The following is a 19739-nucleotide window of genomic DNA, read 5'->3' as shown; positions in this document are numbered from 1 at the left end:
TGCCAGTAAAAACTTCATTGTTTTTCCTTTTTTAAATGGAGTCCACACTCCTTGTGTTCAGGATTTTCCCACCACCATCTGCCGGCGCGGATATCTTCTCCCTCCTGAACCGCTCTCGTACATGGAGCACATCCGATACTCGGATAGCCTTGCGTATGCAGCGTGTTATAAGGAACTTTTTGTTGTTTTATATAGTCCCAGACATTCTCTTCGCTCCACTCTATAAGCGGATTGAGTTTTATAAGATTATTGGCTTCATCCCATTCGATCAGCTGCATCGTCTCGCGTGTCGGTGACTGAGCACGGCGCAACCCTGTGATCCATACCTCTAGCCCTTCAAGAGCTCGGCGAAGCGGCTCCATTTTACGAACGTGACAACACCTTTTTCGGTTTTCGACACTCTCTCTAAATCCGTTAATCCCCTGCATTTGATAGAGTTGCTCTAATTCACTCTGCACCGGACAGTACACGGCAACCTTGATCCCGTACTTTTTATTGGTCTGATCCATCACAGCATACGTTTCTTCATGTAAACGTCCCGTATCAAGAGTAAATATTTTTGCGACAGGGTCAATTTTGACAATCATGTCAGTTAAGACCTGATCTTCCGCACCATAGCTCGATGCCAATGCAATACGCCCTTTATAGGTCTGTAAAAAATGGGTAAGTACCGTTTCAGCCGATACACCCGTAAACCATTCATTCAATAATGCAAAATTTTCGTTCATCTTTTCATCCTAAATCTGATAATCGTTTTCGACTACTTTCAATCTTCCGAAATTTGTTTTATTCCACGCTCTTTCATGAAAATAGTACAAAGCCATCTTCGTCAAAACTTCGACCGATCCGATCGAAATTGCCATCACGAGATTGCCTGTAACAAAAAAAGAGACGACCATCGTATCGATCGTTCCGACCGTTCGCCATGAGATGGCTTTTACAATACTTCGATAGTGTTTCTCTTGCATGGTAATCCTACTTTTCTCTTCCATCACACGTGCTCTGGCGGGTATTCGTACAGCTCCGTACTCAAATACCGTTCTCCGGTATCGCACAGAATCGTTACAATCGTTTTCCCTTTATTTTCCGGACGGGCCGCAATTTTTTCAGCCGCAGCAACATTGGCTCCGGAGGAAATGCCGACTAAAAGCCCCTCTTTTTTTGCGATCGTTCTGGCTGTTTCCATTGCTTCCGCGTTGGTTATTCGAACAAGTTCATCGTATATTTCGCGATTGAGTACCTTGGGGACAAATCCGGCTCCGATACCCTGAATCTTATGCGGACCTGCCGGTTCACCTGAAAGGACTGCCGACGCATCCGGTTCAACCGCAATGATTTGAATCTTCGGGTTGTACTGTTTCAGTATTTCCCCTACCCCGGTAATTGTTCCGCCCGTTCCGATCGCCGCAACAAAAATATCGATTTTCCCGTCGGTATCTCTCCAAATCTCTTCCGCCGTAGTTTGACGATGGATTTGAGGGTTATCCCCGTTATTAAACTGCTGTAAAACAACTGCACCCGGAATGGATGAACCCAATTCAATCGCCTTTACGACCGCTCCGCCCATCCCTTTTTCAGGTTCGGTCAAAATAATCTGTGCACCCAGTGCCGACAAAAGACGTCTTCGCTCCAGACTCATGGAACTCGGCATCGTTAGTATCAGCTTCAGTCCCAGACTTGCGGCGATACTTGCCAACGCAATTCCCGTATTTCCACTTGTCGGTTCGATAATGACACTCTCATCCGTGATCTCACCGCGTTGCAGAGCTTGGAGGATCATATTGCATCCGATCCGGTCTTTAACCGAACCCGAAGGATTCATAAATTCGCATTTTCCGATAATCGCTGTCGATCCTTTTGAAAAATGATTTAACGTAATGAGCGGCGTATTTCCGATCAGCTCCGTAACATTGGCTGCAATTTTCATTGTTCACTCCTTTCGCGGATGAGATTCACACTAAATGAATGCTCATTCATTTTTTAGATTTGAGAAATTATAGGGGGATATTTTTTTATTGTCAAGTAATTCTACTGGATTAGTAGTATTTATTTCATCGATTGTCAGCAAAGCCCTATTTTACGGACTTGAAAATAGTATACAATTCATAGTTATTTACTATGGTACAATCAAATTAGACTCTAAATAGCTCCTAATTGCTATAATTTGAGCTCAAATTTGCGTTTTATGCTACTATTTCCAAAAAATTAGAGGATAAACATGGCGATCATCTCTATTGCTTCTACCAAAGGGGGAGTGGGTAAAACTTCTCTGGCCTTCTCACTTGCAAAAGATCTTCGCTACCGCTATGCGACGAACGATATGTCGGTCGTTCTCAACAAATATAAAAATGCACGCTATTATCCGAATAAAATCCCCCTCTATCCTGACACCGTTTATGATTTCGGAGGATTTGAGAATCCACATGCCAATGAAATACTCCGGGAATCGGACATTATTATCCTGCCGACAACGAACGATCTCAATTCCATAATGAAAAATTTGATTTTTATTAAAAACTTCAGAGAGAAAACAATTTTGGTCTTTGCCAATATGATTGAAAGTCCGAACGATGCGGTAATGATACGTGAGAAAATTCATGAACATTTCCCCAACCTCGCCTTTACCTACCTGCGACGGACGAAATTGCTTAAAAATGCATTGGAGAGCGGATTAAGTGCCACTGAGCTGTTTGAGAGCAACAACCACACACAACACCTCTATAAGCAGGCATTTGCAGAGTATTCCAAAATCTTGAAACTTTTTACGGACGATATTCCGGAATCCTAACAACTGGGATTTATATCCCGTTCGTTGAGACCGCTCTTAACTTTCCTCGGCTGTAACGCCAGGTTACGAATGCGGAGAATGTGACGATCAACGCGATACTCAGCCACACCCACAAAACACCCAGCCCTAAAAACGACACCAGACTCAGCAAGAGCAGCGGTGCGATGATTTGTCTGAAAATCGAGATCGTAAAAATAAAATTCGGTTTGGCAATCCCCTGAAGCATTGCGAGATGGACGAATATTACGACAAACGAGAAGAGGATAAACGCTTCTACCCGCAGATAGAGTGCCCCTTGGGCGATAACGTTTGCATCATTGCTGAAAACGTGCATAAACCCCTCGGCACCGGCCAACAGCAGCACCATCCCGCCCAACGAGACGATCCCCCCGTAATAGAGCGCGGTTTTCAGCGTCTCTTCGATCCGTTCATAGTGCCCTGCTCCGTTGTTTTGAGCAACTATCGCGAGAACGGCAACATTCAGCCCGATAGTCGGCATCAGGGCAATTTGTTCTATCCGCATACCGATTCCGAACGCGGCAACCACTTCCTGCCCGAAAGGGGCTGCAAAATAGGTGATGATGAAGATACCGGCTGCCATCAAGACCATATTCGCACTCGGCGGCAGCCCTTGGGCTATCAGCTCTTTAAAGACGGCAGTATCGACGGTAAATTCTTTGTATCCGCGCAGCAGAGGTGTTTTTGTAAGTTTGTAAAACAGATAGATGGCCGTTATCAGCTCGGTCACGACCGTAGCCGAAGAAATTCCCCCTACCCCTAAAGGTTTAACCCCTAATCCTCCGAAAACAAACCAATAATCCAAAACGATGTTCAAAACGGAAGAGACAATCAAAATATTCCGAAACGAAACGGTATCGCCTACCGCGTTCAAAAGGGCATTGATAAACCAGCTGAAAACAAAAAATACGGAACCGTATAAAATGATATTGATATAGGCCAGAGACTCTTCCAAATACGCACCGTGCGCACCCAAAAGCATCATCAGATACGGTGTCGCCCAAACACCGGCAAACGTCAATACCAATGAGAGAAAAAAGCCGAAAAATAAAGCATTCAGCGCAATATGCCCCGCCGCTTTGGTATCTTTTTTCCCAAAAGCATTTCCGACCAGAGCCGTGACGGCCTCACTCATCCCCCCGGCAATCGCCAGCATCATAAAAAAAACAGAAAAGGAGAGTGTGAGTGCCGAAAGAGCCTGCGTCGATATCAAACCTGCGAAATAGGTATCGGTCACGTTATACATCGTATGAAAAAAGAACCCGACACTCGCAGGGATCGCCAGTTTTTTTATCTGGGTATTGATGTCACCTTGGGTTAGATCTAAATGCATTGATCCTCTTGTAGCAGAACCCTTTTTTTCACTTCCAGCCGATCATACATTTCCAGCATATTGTGATAATCGCGGTGCAGCATGGTATTGACCAAATAGTGCTCTCCGCTTACGATTCCGACCGCTTTATCGACCCGCTCTTGCGTATAGAGATCATACAATGCCTGTCGGTAGTCACCAAATTCAAGCCCCAATTTTTCCATCTGAATCAATTCTACGACCAAATTGCTCATGGTATTGGTACTAAATTCCAAATAGCTCACCGCTTCGTCAACATTTCCCAGCGATAGGTGCAGCTGCGCTTTGAGTTCTCCGATCGTAAAATTCTCCTCGAAAATGACTCCGATGAATTTTTCGACGTTCAAATGATCTTCGAGCGCTTCGATCTCATCGAGCACGCTGTCAGGATCATAATCGGCAAAGTTTAAAATCGCCTCCCGATACACCTTACCGCGATTTCGGTTGTTATAGATCAGATCATCGATCGGATAGACCTCTGAGACTCCGGGGACGATAATCTGACAGGAATACATGTCCAGATAATCGTATTCACGGATATACAGCTCTTTCTCCATCGATGCGAATATTTCAGTGAGATACGCAAACTCTTCTGCCGTACTCGATCCCGTGTAGTTCCACGATGCGAGTTCAAAGCTCTTTTTGCTGCTGAGAAACTGAATCCCCATCTTGCCGTTGGAATCGATAAAATGCGATTCGAGATTAAAGCTCTCGGAGACGATGGACATATCGAACGTCGGCACTTCAAACGCCTCGAGATTTTCCAGCCCCCGCCCCTGCATCAGCTCGGTCATGGTCCGCTCCAATGATACTTCCAAAATCGGATGGGCACCGAAAGAGACAAACAGCGTCGCATTGGCCGGATTAATAAACGATATGGCCGTCACGGGGTATTTTCCCCCCAGTGAGGCATCCAGAACATTCACGATATAACCCAGTTCACGCAGTTTCATCAAATCGCTGTAAAGGCGTTCAAACTGCTGCAAAAAGACATCTTCGTAATGAGGAAGCGAATAGCCGTTTTTGATGATCTCGATTTTTGCATACCGTTCCAAAATCTCACTCATCGACTGCACTTGGGCTTCTTGGGCGGTATTGCCCGTAGCCAGTCCATTACTGACATAAAGATTACTGAGGATATTAAGCGGAAAATAGACGACTTCATCACCGGAGAGTTTTTTGAATGGCAAGGCAACGATCTTATCTTCATAATCACTGTTAAAGTCCAGCAATTCATCCATACTCAACTCATTTTTGGGATCATATATTTCCATTAATTCGCTGTTTAAATACCCTTTTCCAAACTCAAACGCCACCTCATCGGGATAGTACTTCCGCTTCGGGAGATGAAAATCGATAAAAAAGTTATTGGTTTGGAGACGCTCGATGTACTCACCCAACGCACTTGCCGTTGAGGCTTCGGAATAGATCCCTTTTCCGTTGGAATAGATATGCTTAGGTGCCTCTACCGAAGCGAGATTGACGGAATAGCAGTGATTGAGAGGGTGTTTTTCGCTCGAATAGGTGACGGCACACCCCATCTCGCTTAATATCTTTTCCATCCGTTTGATGGAGACTTCGACGGGGGCATTTTTGGAGACTAAATTCATAACGGTTCACTTCAGATAAATTATCGCAAAGTATAGCCAAAAGAGTTAATAGATTGTTTGCGATAAAGAAGTAGGATTAATCTTCAGATAACGTGATTGTGGAGGAGATGAAGAGGTGTCACCAGTGTCTGACTCTGCCAACATCGACATGGACAAAATTTGAAGTAGGATAATATCCTACTCCCCCTCGTCCGAGTCCCATAGCAACTTTTCTAAGATCAGCAAGATTTCGGCCGGGAAGATTGATATCGATCGCTTTGCCTTCCATATGAAGACTGTGTTTGGCAACACCGGTAGATTGGTTTCTAAGCATTGCGTTGGTTTCCGGTGAACGATACCCTGAGATAATCTGGAAAGGCTCATTGCTCCCCATGCTTGTGCGGATTGTGTGAAGTAAATCGAAAAGATCGGTATTCATCTGTGTTGCGGAATCGTTTCTGTAATCTCGGAGTAAATGATTCAGATCGGATATGGCTTCGGGAATATAGGCTCCCTCCGCCCAAAATGTCGTTTCGAGCTTTTCACCCGTATGAATATTGTATAAAGAGATGGATTTTGCAGAAGGTATTTCTCGACTTGCAAAAGCAGTGTTTGGAAAGAGAGCGACAGTTGATGCCATTGCGGCAATTTTCAAAAAATCCCTACGGTTCATCATCTGTTCTCTAACCATTTTCCCTCTTTATTTTATACGTATCATAAATATTTGTTTATTTTACCATAAGTTTTTAAACAGCCAAAACCGTCACTCGCTTATCGCCACCCTAAAATCTCTGCCAATTCCCTGTCATAGCCGTATAAATCATCACGAAATTCGGCATTTCCCTCATCATTAGCCCACACCGTCCAATAATTAATATACACCTTTATTTTCTTGGAAAGCGTTATCGTTTTCTTTTTATTTGCAGCGATCAGAGCCGAGACATTGATATCTGTTGAACCGTTTGTCTCTCTGTTCAATAGATACGTTGCAAGATTGAGAGGCTCTTCGATACGGATACATCCTGAACTGAAACTTCTCTCTTTTCGCTTAAAAAGTTCCTTATGGGGCGTGTCATGGATATAGACGTCATAGGGATTTGGAAAGATGAATTTGATCCTTCCAAGAGCATTTTTATCTCCGGAATCCTGTCTGAAAGAATAAGGATAGCCATTCGCGTTGATATGTTTCCAATCGATGCTGGAGGGATTGATTTCATTTTTCTCTCCGTTGTCCCCATTTTTAAAGACTCGGATATTATTTTTTTTCAGATAGTTGATGTTTTTACGTACGGCCGGAACGAGGTCTTCGCGTATAATCGTAGGCGGAACACTCCAGTAGGGGTTGATAACGATATAGCTCATCATCGCATTAAAAATCGGTGTCGGTCTCTCATCTTTTCCGACAACTGTTTTCATTTGCAGCAGCGTTTCATTGTTTTCGACTACTCTCAGTGAAAAATTAGGGATATTGACCGAGACATAGGAGTTCTCCATCTCAGAGGGCATCCATCTCCATCGTTCCATATTCAACCGGATTGACAAAATCTTCTCTTCCACCGAAATGTTCATCCTTGCAAGTGTCTCAGTCCCGATAACTCCGTCCGATTTGATCCCGTGATGTTTTTGAAAATTTTTAAGTGCCTCTCTATATCCCTCGTCGGAACTCTCATCTGCACCGAGATATCCCTCGATTCTCAGCCGCTCTTTGATCTCTTCCGGGGTATCCGAAGATGCAACCTCTTTCCATCCTCCCGCTTCTTGCAGTTTGTAATATTTCATCAGAAGACTTTTCAGGGCTTGATAACCGGATGATGAGGGAGAAAGTTCCTTGATAGACGCATCAACCGTGTTATTTGCAAGGGCATTTTCAAGATAAAGGGCCAGATTAAGTGATTTTTTTGGATCAATTCTCCATTGATCCGTAGCCGTTTTACGCGGCGTTAAACCTTCATACAGGTCTTTTCCCAGCACAAAATACGCATCACTCAGCAAAACATCCAGCTGCGCGAAAAGTTTCGGATTATTCTTGGCAGAAGCGTCGGATTGAATGGAATTTAAAAGGACGATCAGGCTTTCAAGGTTATAGCGTGGATCTTGAGTGTTCAGACCCTCATACTGAGCGTCCCTGAGAGTATAGACCAAAAGTATCGCATCCGCATCAATACTGTGTTCATGACTCCAAACTGGAGAGCATTGCGAACGTTTATAAAATGCCCTTAGCTGTTCTGTGGCTGTTGTCGTTTCATTCTCTGAAGCGATTTGAAAAGAGGGATTGGTGTTTTCCAATGCATGGCATATCTCTACCGCAACCGATGATGAAAACGAACTCTGAGTCTGTGATTCGGATACTGCGGATACATCTGCCCATACATAGATGGAGGAAAAGAGGAAGAAGAGAAAACTGACCATTATTTTCTTTCTTATTCCCATTTTTTCCTCTTTTTCATTATTTTATATGCCATTATAAAGCAGTTGTACCGTGAATCGAATAAACTCAAATACATACGTCCATATTGAAAGAATGCCAACTATCTTCACACTAACTTCATACAGCACTCATTAGAATTCCGTTCGTCAAAAATAAAATGAATTTTATCCCATAAAGCAAAGGTAACCGTAATGGAATCAACCGCGATCGAAGAGCATTTAAAACAAGTCGAAGAGGCAATGGAAGAGGTCAAGCATTTGGAAAAAGAAGAAGCGAAATGGCTCTCCTATATTTCACTCAGTACCGCCATAATTGCGATTGTAACGGCATTGGCAGGACTCTATGAATCACAAGTCACCTCCAAAACCATTCTTCTGAAAAATGAAGCCGTCTTATATCAGGGACAGGCATCGGATCAATGGAGCTATTACCAATCCAAAGGGATCAAAGGCCATATCTACGAAGTGAGTGCCGAAGTCTATCCGAAACAATCCGAAGAGTTTGCCAAAAAAGCCGAAAAATATAAAAAAGAGCAGGAGAAAATCAAACAAGACGCCCATCGCTTAGAGGCAATACGCGATCAAAAATCTGCCGAGAGCGAACGCTATTATGAAAAACACCATATACTGAGCTTTGCCATCACCTTCTTGCAGATATCAATCGCAGTCGCATCGATCTCAGCGCTCACCCGAAATAAAAAGTTTTGGCTCGGTTCATTGATACTGAGTACCATCGGTGCTATAATAGGCGGCTACACACTGATTTCATAGGATAGTGATGATACGCAAACCTTTTTCTCTGCTCTTGTTATTCATAATGACGGGCAGTGCCCTCTTTGGTACCGAAACGATGATTTTTATCCGACACGCGGAAAAACCGGCGGATGGACTGGGGCAGCTTTCCTGCAAAGGGTTAAACCGTTCTCTCAAACTCCCCGAGACCATCCTGAAACGTTTCGGGGAACCCGATTATCTGATAGCACCGAACCCGACCGTCCAAAAACCGGACAAAGGGGTATCGTATAACTACCTCCGTCCATTGGCCACCATCGAACCGTTGGCGATACGCATATCAAAAAATATCAATCTGACATGCGGCTATGATGAGATCGATTGTATGGCGGATCTCTTGCTGAAACACAAATACAAAAACGACCTTATCCTCATAGCTTGGGAACACCATAATATTGATAAGATCATTAAAAAAATTGCGAAATCCAAAGAGGTCAAAATCGATATACCCGAATGGGCAAGTGACGATTTTGACTCGATGTATATCCTCAAACTAGAGAAAAATTCCCTAGAGTTAAAAATCGAAAAGCAAGGGCTCAACAACCAAAATGCCAGTTGCGGACTCTAAGTTTTAGCTGTGTTCGAGCTCACTCACCACTTGGCGCATTTTGAGCAATGAATCGGGATTGAGCGAGATCGAATCGATCCCCTCATTGACCAAAAATCGGGTGATTTCAGGATAATCCGAAGGAGCCTGACCGCAGATACCGATGTATTTCCCCCTCTCTTTGCACGCACGGATCGCCATTGAGAGCATCCGTGTCACGGCGTCATTACGCTCATCAAACACGGCAGAGACCAGCGCACTGTCACGATCGACTCCGAGGGTAAGCTGTGTCAAATCATTCGATCCGATGCTGTACCCGTCGAATATCTCCAAGAACTGATCGGCGAGGATAACGTTGGAGGGGATTTCGCACATGGCGTATATCTCCAGAGCGTTTTCACCCTGTACGAGTCCCGCTTCATTCATGACCGCAATCGCTTTTCGTCCCTCTTCCGGCGTACGGACGAAGGGGAGCATCACTTTGACATTGGTGAGTCCCATATCATCACGTACCCGCTTCAGCGCTTCGCACTCCCACTCAAAAGCCGGTTTATATTCCGGAGAATAATAGCGGCTGGCACCCCGAAAGCCGATCATTGGATTTTCTTCATCATTCTCGTATGCGCTACCGCCGATCATGTGCTTATATTCGTTAGATTTAAAGTCCGTCGTACGGACGACAACCGGTTTGGGATAAAAAGCTGCTGCGATCATCCCTACCCCCTCGGCGATTTTATCGATAAAAAACTTTTTCGGATCGGTATAACCCTTCATCGCCTTGTGCACTTCAGCACTCTCAAGAATCGTTTTTCCCTCAGAGAGTTCCACTAAAGCCATCGGATGCGCGTTCACATAATGGGTGATTATAAACTCCATCCGTGCGAGCCCGACTCCATCATTGGGGAGTTTGGCTACTTTAAAGGCAATATCGGGATTCCCGACGTTCATATAGAGCTTCGTCTTGGTCGAAGTAAGATTACCCAGATCGATACGACTCACGTCATACTCCAATATCCCCTCATAGATACGCCCATTCTCACCATCGGCACAGCTCACTGTTACGGCATCCCCATCGTGAAACACTTCGGTCGCATTAATGGTTCCGACGATCGCCGGAACACCGATCTCACGCGCGACGATCGCGGCATGGCAGGTTCGTCCTCCGCGGTTGGTGATGACGGCGGAAGCTTTTTTCATAATCGGCTCCCAATCGGGATCGGTGATATCGGCGACGAGGACATCTCCGGCATTAAAACGGTCACTCTCATGGGGAGAATGGATGATTTTGACATGTCCGGAGCCGATTTTCTCTCCGATCGCTTTTCCGCTGAGGAGTATTTTCGGTTCTGCTTCCCCTTTGAGGTGGTATTGCTCAAAAAAATTATCGTTTTGTTTTTGGCTTTGTACCGTCTCCGGACGTGCTTGGACGATAAAAAGCTCGCCGCTTTGGCCGTCTTTTGCCCACTCGATATCCATCGGACGATATTCCCCCGCGATTGCGGTGTAATGTTCTTCGATAAGGAGTGCATATCGTGCCAGCGTCGCCACTTCCTCATCGGTGATCGAAAAAGATTCTTGCAGTTCTTTAGGGGTGGAAAGGTTGATCGTATGATGACGATCATCGTAATGCATAGTCAGCGCTTTGGAACCGATTTGTCGTTTGAGTATGGTGAGCTTGCCCTCTTTGAGCGTCGGTTTAAAGACGTAAAACTCATCCGGATTGACTCGCCCACCGACGATGTTCTCTCCCAGCCCCCAAATCGAGTTTATGAGAATCAGATTGTCCGAACCGTTTTCGGTATCAATCGTAAACATGACCCCGCTGCTGGCGATGTCGCTGCGAACCATTTTCTGCACCCCCACCGAAAGGGCAACGGCAAAATGATCATATCCGCGGCTGTGACGATAACTGATTGCCCGATCGGTGAAAAGGGAAGCAAAACAACGTTTGATATGTTCAATGAGCATCTCTTCGCCGCGGACATTGAGATAGCTCTCCTGCTGTCCTGCAAAACTTGCATCCGGCAAATCTTCGGCCGTGGCTGAAGAGCGCACCGCAACATCCACTGATACGACACCGTACTCCGCTTCCATTTGACGGTAATGTTCAGCGATTTGTGTTTTCAACTCATCAGGCATATCCCCTGAGAGCATCAGAGTGCGTATCGCCGATCCGCATTTGTTGAGCGCTTCAATATCGGTCAAGTCCACACCGGCAAAGAACTGGCGGATTTTAGGCTCAAAACCGTTATGTGCAATAAAAAAACGATAACCGTCCGCAGTGATGGCAAACCCTTCAGGAACTTTAACCCCCAGAGCTTTCAGCGACCCGATCATCTCTCCCAAGGAGGCATTTTTTCCTCCGACTAATGGGATATCTTCTAATCTCAATGAATCCAAACGACGAATATACTTCATAAATACTCCTTTAGAAACAACACATTTGGATAGAATACCATACTATTTTTAATATCGTATCGGAATTTTTATGACCCCTATCGTGCTTACTACCCTCAATGCCCGTTACGCCCATACCGCACTCGGTCTGCGCTATCTCTATGCCAATCTGCACGAACTGCAACCGTTGGCAAAGATCGTCGAATTTACGATGAACGAGCAAATACAAAGCATCACAGAAGGGCTCTTGCTCCACTCCCCCCGCATCATCGGAATCGGCGTCTATATCTGGAATGCCGCACAAAGTGCGGAACTGATTCAAACTATTAAAAAAGTCTCGCCTGAAACGATCATTGTCCTGGGCGGACCGGAAGCGGGGTATCTTCCCCATCGTGTCGATTTATCAAAAGCCGACTACATCATCAGCGGTGAAGGGGAAGTTATATTTTATGAGCTTTGCAAAGCTCTCTTAAACGCCGATGGAGCAAAGCCCCATTCGTCTACGCTAACGCTAAGTTCTCTTCGGCAGAGTGCCCACGCGCAGCAAGCCACGCTTGAAATATCACAAACTCAATCTAAATCGCCACATTTCATTAAAGCCCCGCTCCCCGATCTTAAATCGATTCAGCTCCCCTACTCTGCCTACGATGAGGAAGACGTAGCACATCGGTATATCTACGTTGAAGCCTCACGCGGCTGTCCGTTCGAATGCGAATTCTGCCTCTCCTCTATCGATGAAAAAGTGCGTAATTTTCCACTCGATCAACTGCTTGAAGAGTTTGAAATTCTTTGGCAGCGGGGAGCACGGAGTTTTAAATTTATTGACCGTACCTTTAATCTCAATATGACGTTTGCCAATCGAATACTGGATTTTTTCCTCTCCAAGGAGCCCCCCTATTTTGCCCATTTTGAGGTCATACCCGATCATTTTCCCGAAGTACTCAAAGAAAAAATCGCCCAATTCCCTGCCGGATCGCTCCAACTCGAAATCGGTATCCAAACCCTCGATCCGGTGATTGCAAAAGGGATAAACCGCCCTCTCAAACTCGAAAAGATCTATGATAATCTCCGCTTTTTGGAAAACGAAACAGCTGCCCACATGCATCTCGATCTCATCGTCGGATTACCGGGGGAGAGTATCGAGGGATTTGGACGTAATCTCGACACACTCGTCTCCATCACCCACAGCGAAATCCAGATCGGCATCCTCAAAAACCTTTCCGGTACCACTCTATCACGACATGATCGAGAACACGGAATGATCTACAGCGATACGCCGCCCTATGATATTCTCCAAAACAACCTGCTCAGTTTCGTACAGATCCAAAAGATGAAACGATTTGCCCGGTTTTGGGATATTTTTTACAATAGCGGGAGTTTTAATAAAACCGTTCCGCTGCTTTGGAATGAGGGAAAAGTATTTGAAGGATTCTACGCTTTCAGCGAATGGATCTATACCCAAACCCTATCAACATGGAAAATATCGCTGGAACGTCAAATAGCCTTGCTCCATTCCTATCTATGCGAACATCACGAAAAAGAGATTGTGGAAGCGGCATTAATCCAAGATTTGGCTGAACGGCCCGAAAAAACAATCCCGTTTTTCCTGCGCCAATCGACTCAAGAGAGAAAAGAAAAAGAACATAAAGCAATAACACCAAAACGCCAATCTAAACGGTCATAGTTTTCTCTTAAACCATTGAGCTAATTTGTTCTCGTTAATCGTTTAGTAAAAAGATTGGGCTATAACTATCCTTACAAAACTGATTAAAGGATATATCTATGAAAAAACTACTCTTGGCAGGGCTTTTGATTGCCAGCAGTGCATTCGCCGAATGTACCTACTACTCAGAAAATGCAAAAGTAACATGGAAAGCGTTCAAAACCTATGAAAAAATCGGGGTTGGAGGTACATTCGATCATGTCGTATTTTCACCAAGATCAGCCAAAACGTCAGAAGAGTTCTTAGTCGGAAGCAATATCACGATCAATACGGCAACCGTAAATTCCGGAAATGCCGGCCGCGATGCCACTCTTGTCGCCTCTTTTTTCAAAACTCAAAACGTCGACTCAATCACTGCTAAAATCCTGTCTGTCAAAGATTTGAAAGCTCAAGTAGAGATCACAATGAACGGGGTCACCAAACAGATACCGATGAGTTACACGATTCATGATGGAAAAATTGCGGGGAAAGGGGTGATTGACCTTAGCGATTTTGCTATGTTAAAGTCATTGCAATCAATCAATAAAACGTGTTTTGACCTACATGCCGGAAAAACATGGCAGGATGTAGAAATCGGATTTGAGATCCCGGTAGCCAATAACTGCTACTGAGATCTCTTTACCAGTTACGGATACGGATATGGCACGATGTACACTGTTTTAGCAACTGCGTATAGTCTTCGAGTGCATCGTCCATACGTCCTGCTTCGATTGAGGTGACCATATCATCTGAATACAATCGAAGCATACTCGCCGTTTTTTGGGCAAATTTATAGGCATAGACCTGATCTTTCGGCAAAATCACTTTAACCTCATCGCCCTCTAATGATTTTAATGTCCCTTGGAGTTTTTTTACTCCCAATTTCATTTCATCCGTAGAACTGTATAAACCGCCACGCTGAATCTGCTCCATTGCATCAAGCATGGTTCGCATGTCTTTCATCAATTCTAAACGAGGGTCTTTTTTCTCTGCCGCATTTGCAGAGCCTACTAAAAGCGAAGCAAGTGCTAAAACCGTTACTAATTTTTTCATAGACATCCCTTTAGTACTGAATGATTTCTTTAGAATACTCAGTCAATTTAACCGTTTTGGCTGAAATCGATACCAGCTGTTTCCCTTGTGCGATTCCATTGTAAAAATCTTTTAACTCCGGTTTAAACGCTCTGAAATAATCCTGAAACTTATCCGATCCCAAAACACCGACTGCCCAGATGGTATCATCATCCGCTACGGTAAGTACAATTGCGGCAAGCGGCTGTGACGCTGCGCCGCCTAACACTTTTGCACCGGCGGAAGCATCATATGCCGAGAGATGCGATGAACATACGATAATACCGCTTTTACTGTATGCCATCGTCGGTGTCGCTTTCGGAACATATTTGATAAAACTGTCATTCGGTGTCGGATGGGTCAATTGATGGGCACAAATTGCACTGTAGGCGACAATCGTACGATCTTTGCCTACACCGCTTTTCCAAACATACTCTTCACCCGCTTCCGATTTTAGAGTTACCTCTTGCTGAGTCGGTTCAGGAAGATTGATAATCATACATGGAGTAGATGCATACGGGTAGTTAAAAATATAGGTTACCTCTTTTTCAAGGGAAGAAGCCTTAATAGGATTACCTGCACTATCTACAAGCTGTACTTTTTCATACGCCATATAAAGTCGTCCGTCATCCGCGTACAGTGTCCCGCGAATGAGTGAAGGGTTTACTGCTACAATCGCAGCACCCGCCGCCATAACTTTCAAAAATCCTCTACGTTCCATTCTAATCATTCCCTCTCTTTAGCCTGCTGGGGTTATGGCTACCGTTTTTTGCGCTTTGTCATCTTCTGAATTAACAAAATCAACTACCAATGTCCCCGGACCGGTCACTTTTAACGGAAACTGAATCACGGGATTTTGACTTGTTGCTACATCCAAATCAAAATGAGCCACTGTTGTTCCGTTATACGTAGCGGTAATTTCTTTCATATAAAAACGGGGAAATGTTTTACCGGATTCTTTATCTTTGGTAAATCCCGTATCCATTTTATGAATAATGATGATTTTGGCTTTCACCACATCACCTACTTTATAACTTTGGTCTAAAATTTTTACTACGCCTCTTAATTCCATTTCTATCTCCTCCTCAACCGCATCCGCCGAGAGCGACTCTGACATTTTGTGATGCTTTAAAAATTTTCCCTTTATTGGTCTTTGCCAAAATTACGACATCTTGGGTTTGACCCATTTTGACGTTGACGTACAAGTATGCGATACCGCTTGCGGGAGTCAAATCAAAAGAGATTGCTTTGTTAGCTTTGTTTTTTGTCGTTAGAACCGTAATATTGCTAATATAGTTATCGGCGCTCATCGGATGATTAATAGTCACCTCTACTGGGACAACCGCACCGTTTTCAGGTGCTTCAGGGATATTAAGTGTCATGATAGAACTTCCGTCTTCCGCCTTTTTCCCCGACAAATAATCATTCAGCAACTCAGCAAACGGCATCTCTACCGCCTCTTCCGCCGCACTCAATCCATGGCGGAAAAGAACCGGATTGAGCAATCCGATGGTTGCAAGGGCAAATGTCCCTTTTATGAAACTGCGTCTTTCCATATTTTCCTCTCTTTCAAAAAAAATCATCTTGTATTATAACTGCAAGACAAATTTAAACAATTTTATAATTGCTTGAATTTACCTTGTACGGGGATTCCCGTACAAGAAAAAGAATTAGTTGAAAAAGTCGCGATAAAGACCTTTACCCCATTCAACAAGTCCTTTACCTCCGGCAAGACCGTCAGCACCGTCCCATTTTTCCATAGTACCGGCATTGGCAAAGCCGAATGATTTTTTGGTTTCATCATAGGCATATTCAGCGTGAACTGAAATAGCGCGCATCGGATCACCCGCAACGGCAGAATAACAAACGGTAAGAGGAGAAGTCCATGTTTTTTGGCTAAGTTCTGTTCCTGCAAGGTATTTAACAATGTTGTTAGCAACAATTTTACCTTCGGTATTCGCTGTATTTCCCGATTTAGAGAAGCCCATCGGACGAACGTCACCTGTACAGAATACGTTTTTATCCCCGATAACTTGGTAGGTAAACGGATCGATGTTCGCTTCACCTTTGTTAAATACACTGTCTTTCGCCACACCGGCAATTTCGAGCAATTTATTACCACGGACACGGCTGTAAAGGGCTGCGTCTGTGAAATCGATCTCTTCACCGAGTTCAGTAACGATTTTTTGTTTATTCGGATCGATACTGGTAATGGTTGTACTCGGCATATAGGTGATGTAATCTTTATATAATTTTTCAAACGCGGAGTGGAAACCGTCGGCTTTGATCGTAATGTTTGGATTTTCATCCAAGATGACCACTTTACCTTTGATCTTATTGCGTTTCATGTAATCCGCGATCAAACAGCTGCGCTCATACGGCCCAGGCAAACAACGGTAGTTTCCTCCGGGAACAGTTTGAACGAACACGCCGCCTTCCATGTTTTCGATTTTAGATTTAAGGGTCAACGTTTCACTACCGGCGATGAATGCACCCGGGAATTTTGTTCTTAGTGCTGTTTCAAGCTCGATATCACCTTTGGTCCATTTTGAGTAATCGTAATCGATCCCCGGAGCCAATACCAATACGTCATATTTTACGATACCTTCATTGGTATAAACCGTCTTAGACGTACGATCAATTTCGTGTGCTGTCGCTTGTAAAAATGTATAGTTACCGTTACGGGCACCTTCTAAAAAATCGTGGGTAATAAAATCCAAAGGCAACACTCCGGTCGCTACCAAGTTACTGATAAACCCCGACATAAAGACGGATCGTTTATCCATCAAAACAACATCAACTTTCGGATTGGCCTTTTTAACATATTTAGCGATCGTCAAACCTGACGGCCCTGCACCGACGATTACTACACGTGGTCCTTTAGCTGCAGGAATCGGAGCGGGTGAAAGCAAAATGCTTTGTGATGCAGCTTTAGCTCCCCCCTCATTTCCTTTTGCATAACCGCTTGATGCAGCAACAGTAACTGCCGCCAATCCGGTAAATTTCATTGCGTCTCTTCTTGATAGCGCCATCGTAAACTCCTTCGTTTAAGTATAAGATTTTTGTATCGGCCAGCAGTGTATCTACGCTAACCTTAATGATTTTTAAATATTAATAATACTTATCTTATGTGAATTATTAAGCCGGATTAAATCTCACATACTTATCACTAAAATAGCCTGAAAATAGCGAAAAAAGAGTTGTTTATCACATTAGTAACAAAAAAAATTTACATATTGATATGTTTAATTTATGATTTTGTGTGATATTAATGTGATGCATAATTCGTGGTCACATTAAAGTACAAAATGCTATGATTAAGGAAATCATTTAATATCAAGAAGGTGTGAGTATGGAAATTAACGATTGCCAAAGCTTGGAAGAGGTACGTCATCATATTGATGACCTGGATGACCGAATCGTCGAACTGATTGCCGCTCGTAACGCATACGTTAAACAAGCCGCAAACTTCAAACATTCTATAGATGAAATAAAAGCAAATGAACGGATGGAAGCAGTTATGGATCGGGTCAGATCACGTGCTATGGAATTTGGAGTCTCTCCCAATCTTTTAACGAAACTCTATTCTATTATGATTGATGCTATGGTCGAAGCGGAAATTTCTGAATTCAGGAACGCTAAATCACTTTAAAAAGGGGGTCAAAATGAATTTTTTAGATTTGGAAAATCCTTATATTCTCTTGTATTTTGTACCACTTATTTTTGCAGTTCTTTATATATTGGTAAGTTTTTTTGGAGAGCGAGGAGAATAAATCATTCTCCCTTCCACTGCTAAAATCGGGTTACTTCACCCCGGCAAAGTGCCATTATCACTTTACCTTGTAGTATTTCATTTTTATAGAGGCTGTGATGGTGAGTGACCTGCGTCGTTTGAGATGGATCAAACAAAATCATATCAATCGATGAACCTACCTTGATTTCCCCTGCATGTATCCCGATTTGTTCTGCAGGTGCATTAGATGCAACCTCTACCAATTTTGACATGTCTATCACATTTTTTTGAATCAAATACGTATAAAGCAACGGTAGATACTCGGCAATAGAAGTTGTCCCCACATGCGCATCGTAAAACGTAATATCTTTATGTATATCGGAATTCGGCTGATGAAGTGATGTGAGCGAATGTATATCTCCACGTCTCAACGCGTCAATTAGCTCTAAACGTTTAGCTTCATTCACCAACGGCGGATTGATCTTGGCATCGGTGTCAAACCCTAAACATGCTGAATCGTTTTTAAAGAGATGGTGAATCGCTACTTCGCATTCCACAGTCACTCCCGCTTTTCTTGCAGCCGTAATCAACTCAATCGATCGGGGTTCTGTGATACTTTTAAATACAATTTTAATTCCGAAGTGACGTGCTATTTCAATCATCGAAGCGACATGCACCACTTCGGAGAGCGGTGATATCCCCGGCAATCCGAGCTGTGAGGCAACTGCCCCATCCGACATGACTCCGCTTTCAGTCAAACTCTTCTCTTCCGCTTTATAAAAAAGTGCTTTATTCGCCATTTTCAAATATTGGGCGATCCGGCTGATAAGATTGTAATCGGCAAGCGTTGCAGTGTGCACAGCAACCGAGCCTTTTTTGAGCATGATGGCGATATTACTCAACGCCCCCGATTCATTCAATGCACTGACGGTACTTTCAATCGTTGCACCGTTGGGCAAATAACGATGTTGTTGCACAAATTCGAGAGTAATTTCATTGTCGATTCGCGGGTGGGTATCACTGGATAATACGGCAGTTGTCACTCCTCCGCTTAGAGCCCTGGTCGAGAGCTTTTCAAGATTCGTACGGCTTAACTGAGAATCTTTTAGCCGCACATCGGTATCCACAAGGCCGGGGATCAAATAACACCCCTCGGCTTTTAGTATTTCATCACCGCTGAGATTTTCACCGATCTGGGTAATAACCCCCTCTTCGATTCTCACATCGCCTTTGCGTTGCCCTCGTGCATCACAGATAATGACGTCAGAAATGACCATAATTAACTCCCGTTCGCTATAATTACGTCATTTTAATCTATGTAACG

General features: G+C 43.9%; 20 protein-coding genes. 6 read left to right on the top strand and 14 right to left on the bottom strand.

Annotated features, from left to right (window positions below; all coding sequences use genetic code 11):
* Positions 1 to 14 precede the first annotated feature (14 nt).
* From PHE37_RS05500 to cysK, 3 genes are read right to left on the bottom strand one after another with little or no spacing between them, the layout of a single operon-like run.
* A complete protein-coding gene (locus PHE37_RS05500) occupies positions 15 to 728 on the bottom strand; it encodes a phosphoadenylyl-sulfate reductase (RefSeq protein WP_299994062.1) in 714 nt (237 codons plus the stop codon).
* A 9-nt stretch (positions 729 to 737) separates the two neighbouring features.
* Positions 738 to 968: a DUF2061 domain-containing protein gene (locus tag PHE37_RS05495; protein WP_299994060.1), complete on the bottom strand. Its 231-nt coding sequence runs from the start codon at positions 966 to 968 to the stop codon at positions 738 to 740.
* Between the two features lie 23 nt (positions 969 to 991).
* On the bottom strand, positions 992 to 1927 hold the full coding sequence (gene cysK, locus PHE37_RS05490) for a cysteine synthase A (RefSeq protein WP_299994058.1): 936 nt from the start codon (positions 1925 to 1927) through the stop codon (positions 992 to 994).
* A 291-nt stretch (positions 1928 to 2218) separates the two neighbouring features.
* On the opposite strand from cysK, the gene PHE37_RS05485 reads away from it, so the two are divergent.
* Complete coding sequence (locus PHE37_RS05485; protein WP_300008276.1) at positions 2219 to 2788, top strand: hypothetical protein; 570 nt, start codon at positions 2219 to 2221, stop codon at positions 2786 to 2788.
* 10 nt (positions 2789 to 2798) lie between these two features.
* On the opposite strand, the gene PHE37_RS05480 is transcribed toward PHE37_RS05485, so the two are convergent.
* From PHE37_RS05480 to PHE37_RS05465, 4 genes are all read right to left on the bottom strand, one after another.
* On the bottom strand, positions 2799 to 4139 hold the full coding sequence (locus PHE37_RS05480; protein WP_299994054.1) for an MATE family efflux transporter: 1341 nt from the start codon (positions 4137 to 4139) through the stop codon (positions 2799 to 2801).
* On the bottom strand, positions 4130 to 5767 hold the full coding sequence (locus PHE37_RS05475; protein WP_299994053.1) for a YcaO-like family protein: 1638 nt from the start codon (positions 5765 to 5767) through the stop codon (positions 4130 to 4132). Before PHE37_RS05475 ends, PHE37_RS05480 begins: the two co-directional genes overlap by 10 nt.
* A 118-nt stretch (positions 5768 to 5885) precedes the next feature.
* Positions 5886 to 6437 (bottom strand): DUF882 domain-containing protein, encoded by a 552-nt coding sequence (locus PHE37_RS05470; protein WP_299994051.1) that lies wholly within the window; start codon positions 6435 to 6437, stop codon positions 5886 to 5888.
* Positions 6438 to 6517: 80 nt separating this feature from the next.
* Positions 6518 to 8155 carry a L,D-transpeptidase family protein gene (locus PHE37_RS05465; RefSeq protein ID WP_300008275.1) on the bottom strand — a complete coding sequence of 546 codons (1638 nt, stop codon included), beginning with the start codon at positions 8153 to 8155 and terminating at the stop codon, positions 6518 to 6520.
* Positions 8156 to 8365: 210 nt separating this feature from the next.
* Between PHE37_RS05465 and PHE37_RS05460 the strand changes: the two genes are divergently transcribed.
* Together PHE37_RS05460 and PHE37_RS05455 are read left to right on the top strand one after the other, a co-directional pair.
* Positions 8366 to 8944, top strand: a complete 579-nt coding sequence (locus PHE37_RS05460) for a DUF4337 family protein (protein WP_299998038.1) — start codon at positions 8366 to 8368, stop codon at positions 8942 to 8944.
* A 7-nt stretch (positions 8945 to 8951) separates the two neighbouring features.
* Entirely contained in the window at positions 8952 to 9533 is a 582-nt protein-coding gene (locus tag PHE37_RS05455) for a hypothetical protein (protein ID WP_299998036.1), read from the top strand.
* 3 nt (positions 9534 to 9536) lie between these two features.
* On the opposite strand, the gene ppsA is transcribed toward PHE37_RS05455, so the two are convergent.
* Entirely contained in the window at positions 9537 to 11930 is a 2394-nt protein-coding gene (ppsA, locus tag PHE37_RS05450) for a pyruvate, water dikinase (protein WP_300008274.1), read from the bottom strand.
* A 70-nt stretch (positions 11931 to 12000) separates the two neighbouring features.
* Here ppsA and PHE37_RS05445 point away from each other — a divergent pair, with 70 nt between their 5' ends.
* Both PHE37_RS05445 and PHE37_RS05440 read left to right on the top strand, forming a co-directional pair.
* Positions 12001 to 13593, top strand: a complete 1593-nt coding sequence (locus PHE37_RS05445) for a B12-binding domain-containing radical SAM protein (protein ID WP_299994692.1) — start codon at positions 12001 to 12003, stop codon at positions 13591 to 13593.
* 98 nt (positions 13594 to 13691) lie between these two features.
* The gene (locus tag PHE37_RS05440; RefSeq protein WP_299994690.1) at positions 13692 to 14243 is read left to right on the top strand and encodes a YceI family protein; all 552 of its coding nucleotides are present in this window, start codon (positions 13692 to 13694) and stop codon (positions 14241 to 14243) included.
* 7 nt (positions 14244 to 14250) lie between these two features.
* Here PHE37_RS05440 and PHE37_RS05435 read toward each other — a convergent pair whose 3' ends face one another.
* The 5 genes from PHE37_RS05435 to PHE37_RS05415 form a co-directional block, all read right to left on the bottom strand.
* Positions 14251 to 14664 (bottom strand): hypothetical protein, encoded by a 414-nt coding sequence (locus tag PHE37_RS05435; RefSeq protein WP_299994687.1) that lies wholly within the window; start codon positions 14662 to 14664, stop codon positions 14251 to 14253.
* A 10-nt stretch (positions 14665 to 14674) separates the two neighbouring features.
* On the bottom strand, positions 14675 to 15412 hold the full coding sequence (locus PHE37_RS05430) for a Rieske 2Fe-2S domain-containing protein (RefSeq protein WP_300008273.1): 738 nt from the start codon (positions 15410 to 15412) through the stop codon (positions 14675 to 14677).
* A gap of 9 nt (positions 15413 to 15421) precedes the next feature.
* Complete coding sequence (soxZ, locus tag PHE37_RS05425) at positions 15422 to 15799, bottom strand: thiosulfate oxidation carrier complex protein SoxZ (protein ID WP_299994684.1); 378 nt, start codon at positions 15797 to 15799, stop codon at positions 15422 to 15424.
* Positions 15768 to 16238, bottom strand: a complete 471-nt coding sequence (locus PHE37_RS05420; RefSeq protein WP_299994683.1) for a thiosulfate oxidation carrier protein SoxY — start codon at positions 16236 to 16238, stop codon at positions 15768 to 15770. Before PHE37_RS05420 ends, soxZ begins: the two co-directional genes overlap by 32 nt.
* Positions 16239 to 16352: 114 nt before the next feature.
* Positions 16353 to 17714 (bottom strand): FAD/NAD(P)-binding oxidoreductase, encoded by a 1362-nt coding sequence (locus tag PHE37_RS05415; protein ID WP_299994681.1) that lies wholly within the window; start codon positions 17712 to 17714, stop codon positions 16353 to 16355.
* A gap of 320 nt (positions 17715 to 18034) precedes the next feature.
* Between PHE37_RS05415 and PHE37_RS05410 the strand changes: the two genes are divergently transcribed.
* The gene (locus tag PHE37_RS05410) at positions 18035 to 18334 is read left to right on the top strand and encodes a chorismate mutase (protein WP_299994679.1); all 300 of its coding nucleotides are present in this window, start codon (positions 18035 to 18037) and stop codon (positions 18332 to 18334) included.
* 140 nt (positions 18335 to 18474) lie between these two features.
* Here the strand turns inward: PHE37_RS05410 and PHE37_RS05405 are convergent, their stop codons facing one another.
* The gene (locus tag PHE37_RS05405; RefSeq protein WP_299994678.1) at positions 18475 to 19692 is read right to left on the bottom strand and encodes an amidohydrolase family protein; all 1218 of its coding nucleotides are present in this window, start codon (positions 19690 to 19692) and stop codon (positions 18475 to 18477) included.
* Between the last annotated feature and the right edge of the window lie 47 nt (positions 19693 to 19739).

This window comes from Sulfuricurvum sp., from assembly GCF_028681615.1.
Taxonomy (GTDB): domain Bacteria; phylum Campylobacterota; class Campylobacteria; order Campylobacterales; family Sulfurimonadaceae; genus Sulfuricurvum.
This window is presented reverse-complemented; position numbering and strand designations above follow the sequence as displayed.

Coding starts and splice junctions, on each gene's coding strand:
- PHE37_RS05500 (WP_299994062.1), bottom strand. CDS start 728: ATGAACGAAAATTTTGCATTATTGAATGAATGGTTTACGGGTGTATCG.
- PHE37_RS05495 (WP_299994060.1), bottom strand. CDS start 968: ATGCAAGAGAAACACTATCGAAGTATTGTAAAAGCCATCTCATGGCGA.
- cysK (WP_299994058.1), bottom strand. CDS start 1,927: ATGAAAATTGCAGCCAATGTTACGGAGCTGATCGGAAATACGCCGCTC.
- PHE37_RS05485 (WP_300008276.1), top strand. CDS start 2,219: ATGGCGATCATCTCTATTGCTTCTACCAAAGGGGGAGTGGGTAAAACT.
- PHE37_RS05480 (WP_299994054.1), bottom strand. CDS start 4,139: ATGCATTTAGATCTAACCCAAGGTGACATCAATACCCAGATAAAAAAA.
- PHE37_RS05475 (WP_299994053.1), bottom strand. CDS start 5,767: ATGAATTTAGTCTCCAAAAATGCCCCCGTCGAAGTCTCCATCAAACGG.
- PHE37_RS05470 (WP_299994051.1), bottom strand. CDS start 6,437: ATGGTTAGAGAACAGATGATGAACCGTAGGGATTTTTTGAAAATTGCC.
- PHE37_RS05465 (WP_300008275.1), bottom strand. CDS start 8,155: ATGGTCAGTTTTCTCTTCTTCCTCTTTTCCTCCATCTATGTATGGGCA.
- PHE37_RS05460 (WP_299998038.1), top strand. CDS start 8,366: ATGGAATCAACCGCGATCGAAGAGCATTTAAAACAAGTCGAAGAGGCA.
- PHE37_RS05455 (WP_299998036.1), top strand. CDS start 8,952: ATGATACGCAAACCTTTTTCTCTGCTCTTGTTATTCATAATGACGGGC.
- ppsA (WP_300008274.1), bottom strand. CDS start 11,930: ATGAAGTATATTCGTCGTTTGGATTCATTGAGATTAGAAGATATCCCA.
- PHE37_RS05445 (WP_299994692.1), top strand. CDS start 12,001: ATGACCCCTATCGTGCTTACTACCCTCAATGCCCGTTACGCCCATACC.
- PHE37_RS05440 (WP_299994690.1), top strand. CDS start 13,692: ATGAAAAAACTACTCTTGGCAGGGCTTTTGATTGCCAGCAGTGCATTC.
- PHE37_RS05435 (WP_299994687.1), bottom strand. CDS start 14,664: ATGAAAAAATTAGTAACGGTTTTAGCACTTGCTTCGCTTTTAGTAGGC.
- PHE37_RS05430 (WP_300008273.1), bottom strand. CDS start 15,412: ATGATTAGAATGGAACGTAGAGGATTTTTGAAAGTTATGGCGGCGGGT.
- soxZ (WP_299994684.1), bottom strand. CDS start 15,799: ATGTCAGAGTCGCTCTCGGCGGATGCGGTTGAGGAGGAGATAGAAATG.
- PHE37_RS05420 (WP_299994683.1), bottom strand. CDS start 16,238: ATGGAAAGACGCAGTTTCATAAAAGGGACATTTGCCCTTGCAACCATC.
- PHE37_RS05415 (WP_299994681.1), bottom strand. CDS start 17,714: ATGGCGCTATCAAGAAGAGACGCAATGAAATTTACCGGATTGGCGGCA.
- PHE37_RS05410 (WP_299994679.1), top strand. CDS start 18,035: ATGGAAATTAACGATTGCCAAAGCTTGGAAGAGGTACGTCATCATATT.
- PHE37_RS05405 (WP_299994678.1), bottom strand. CDS start 19,692: ATGGTCATTTCTGACGTCATTATCTGTGATGCACGAGGGCAACGCAAA.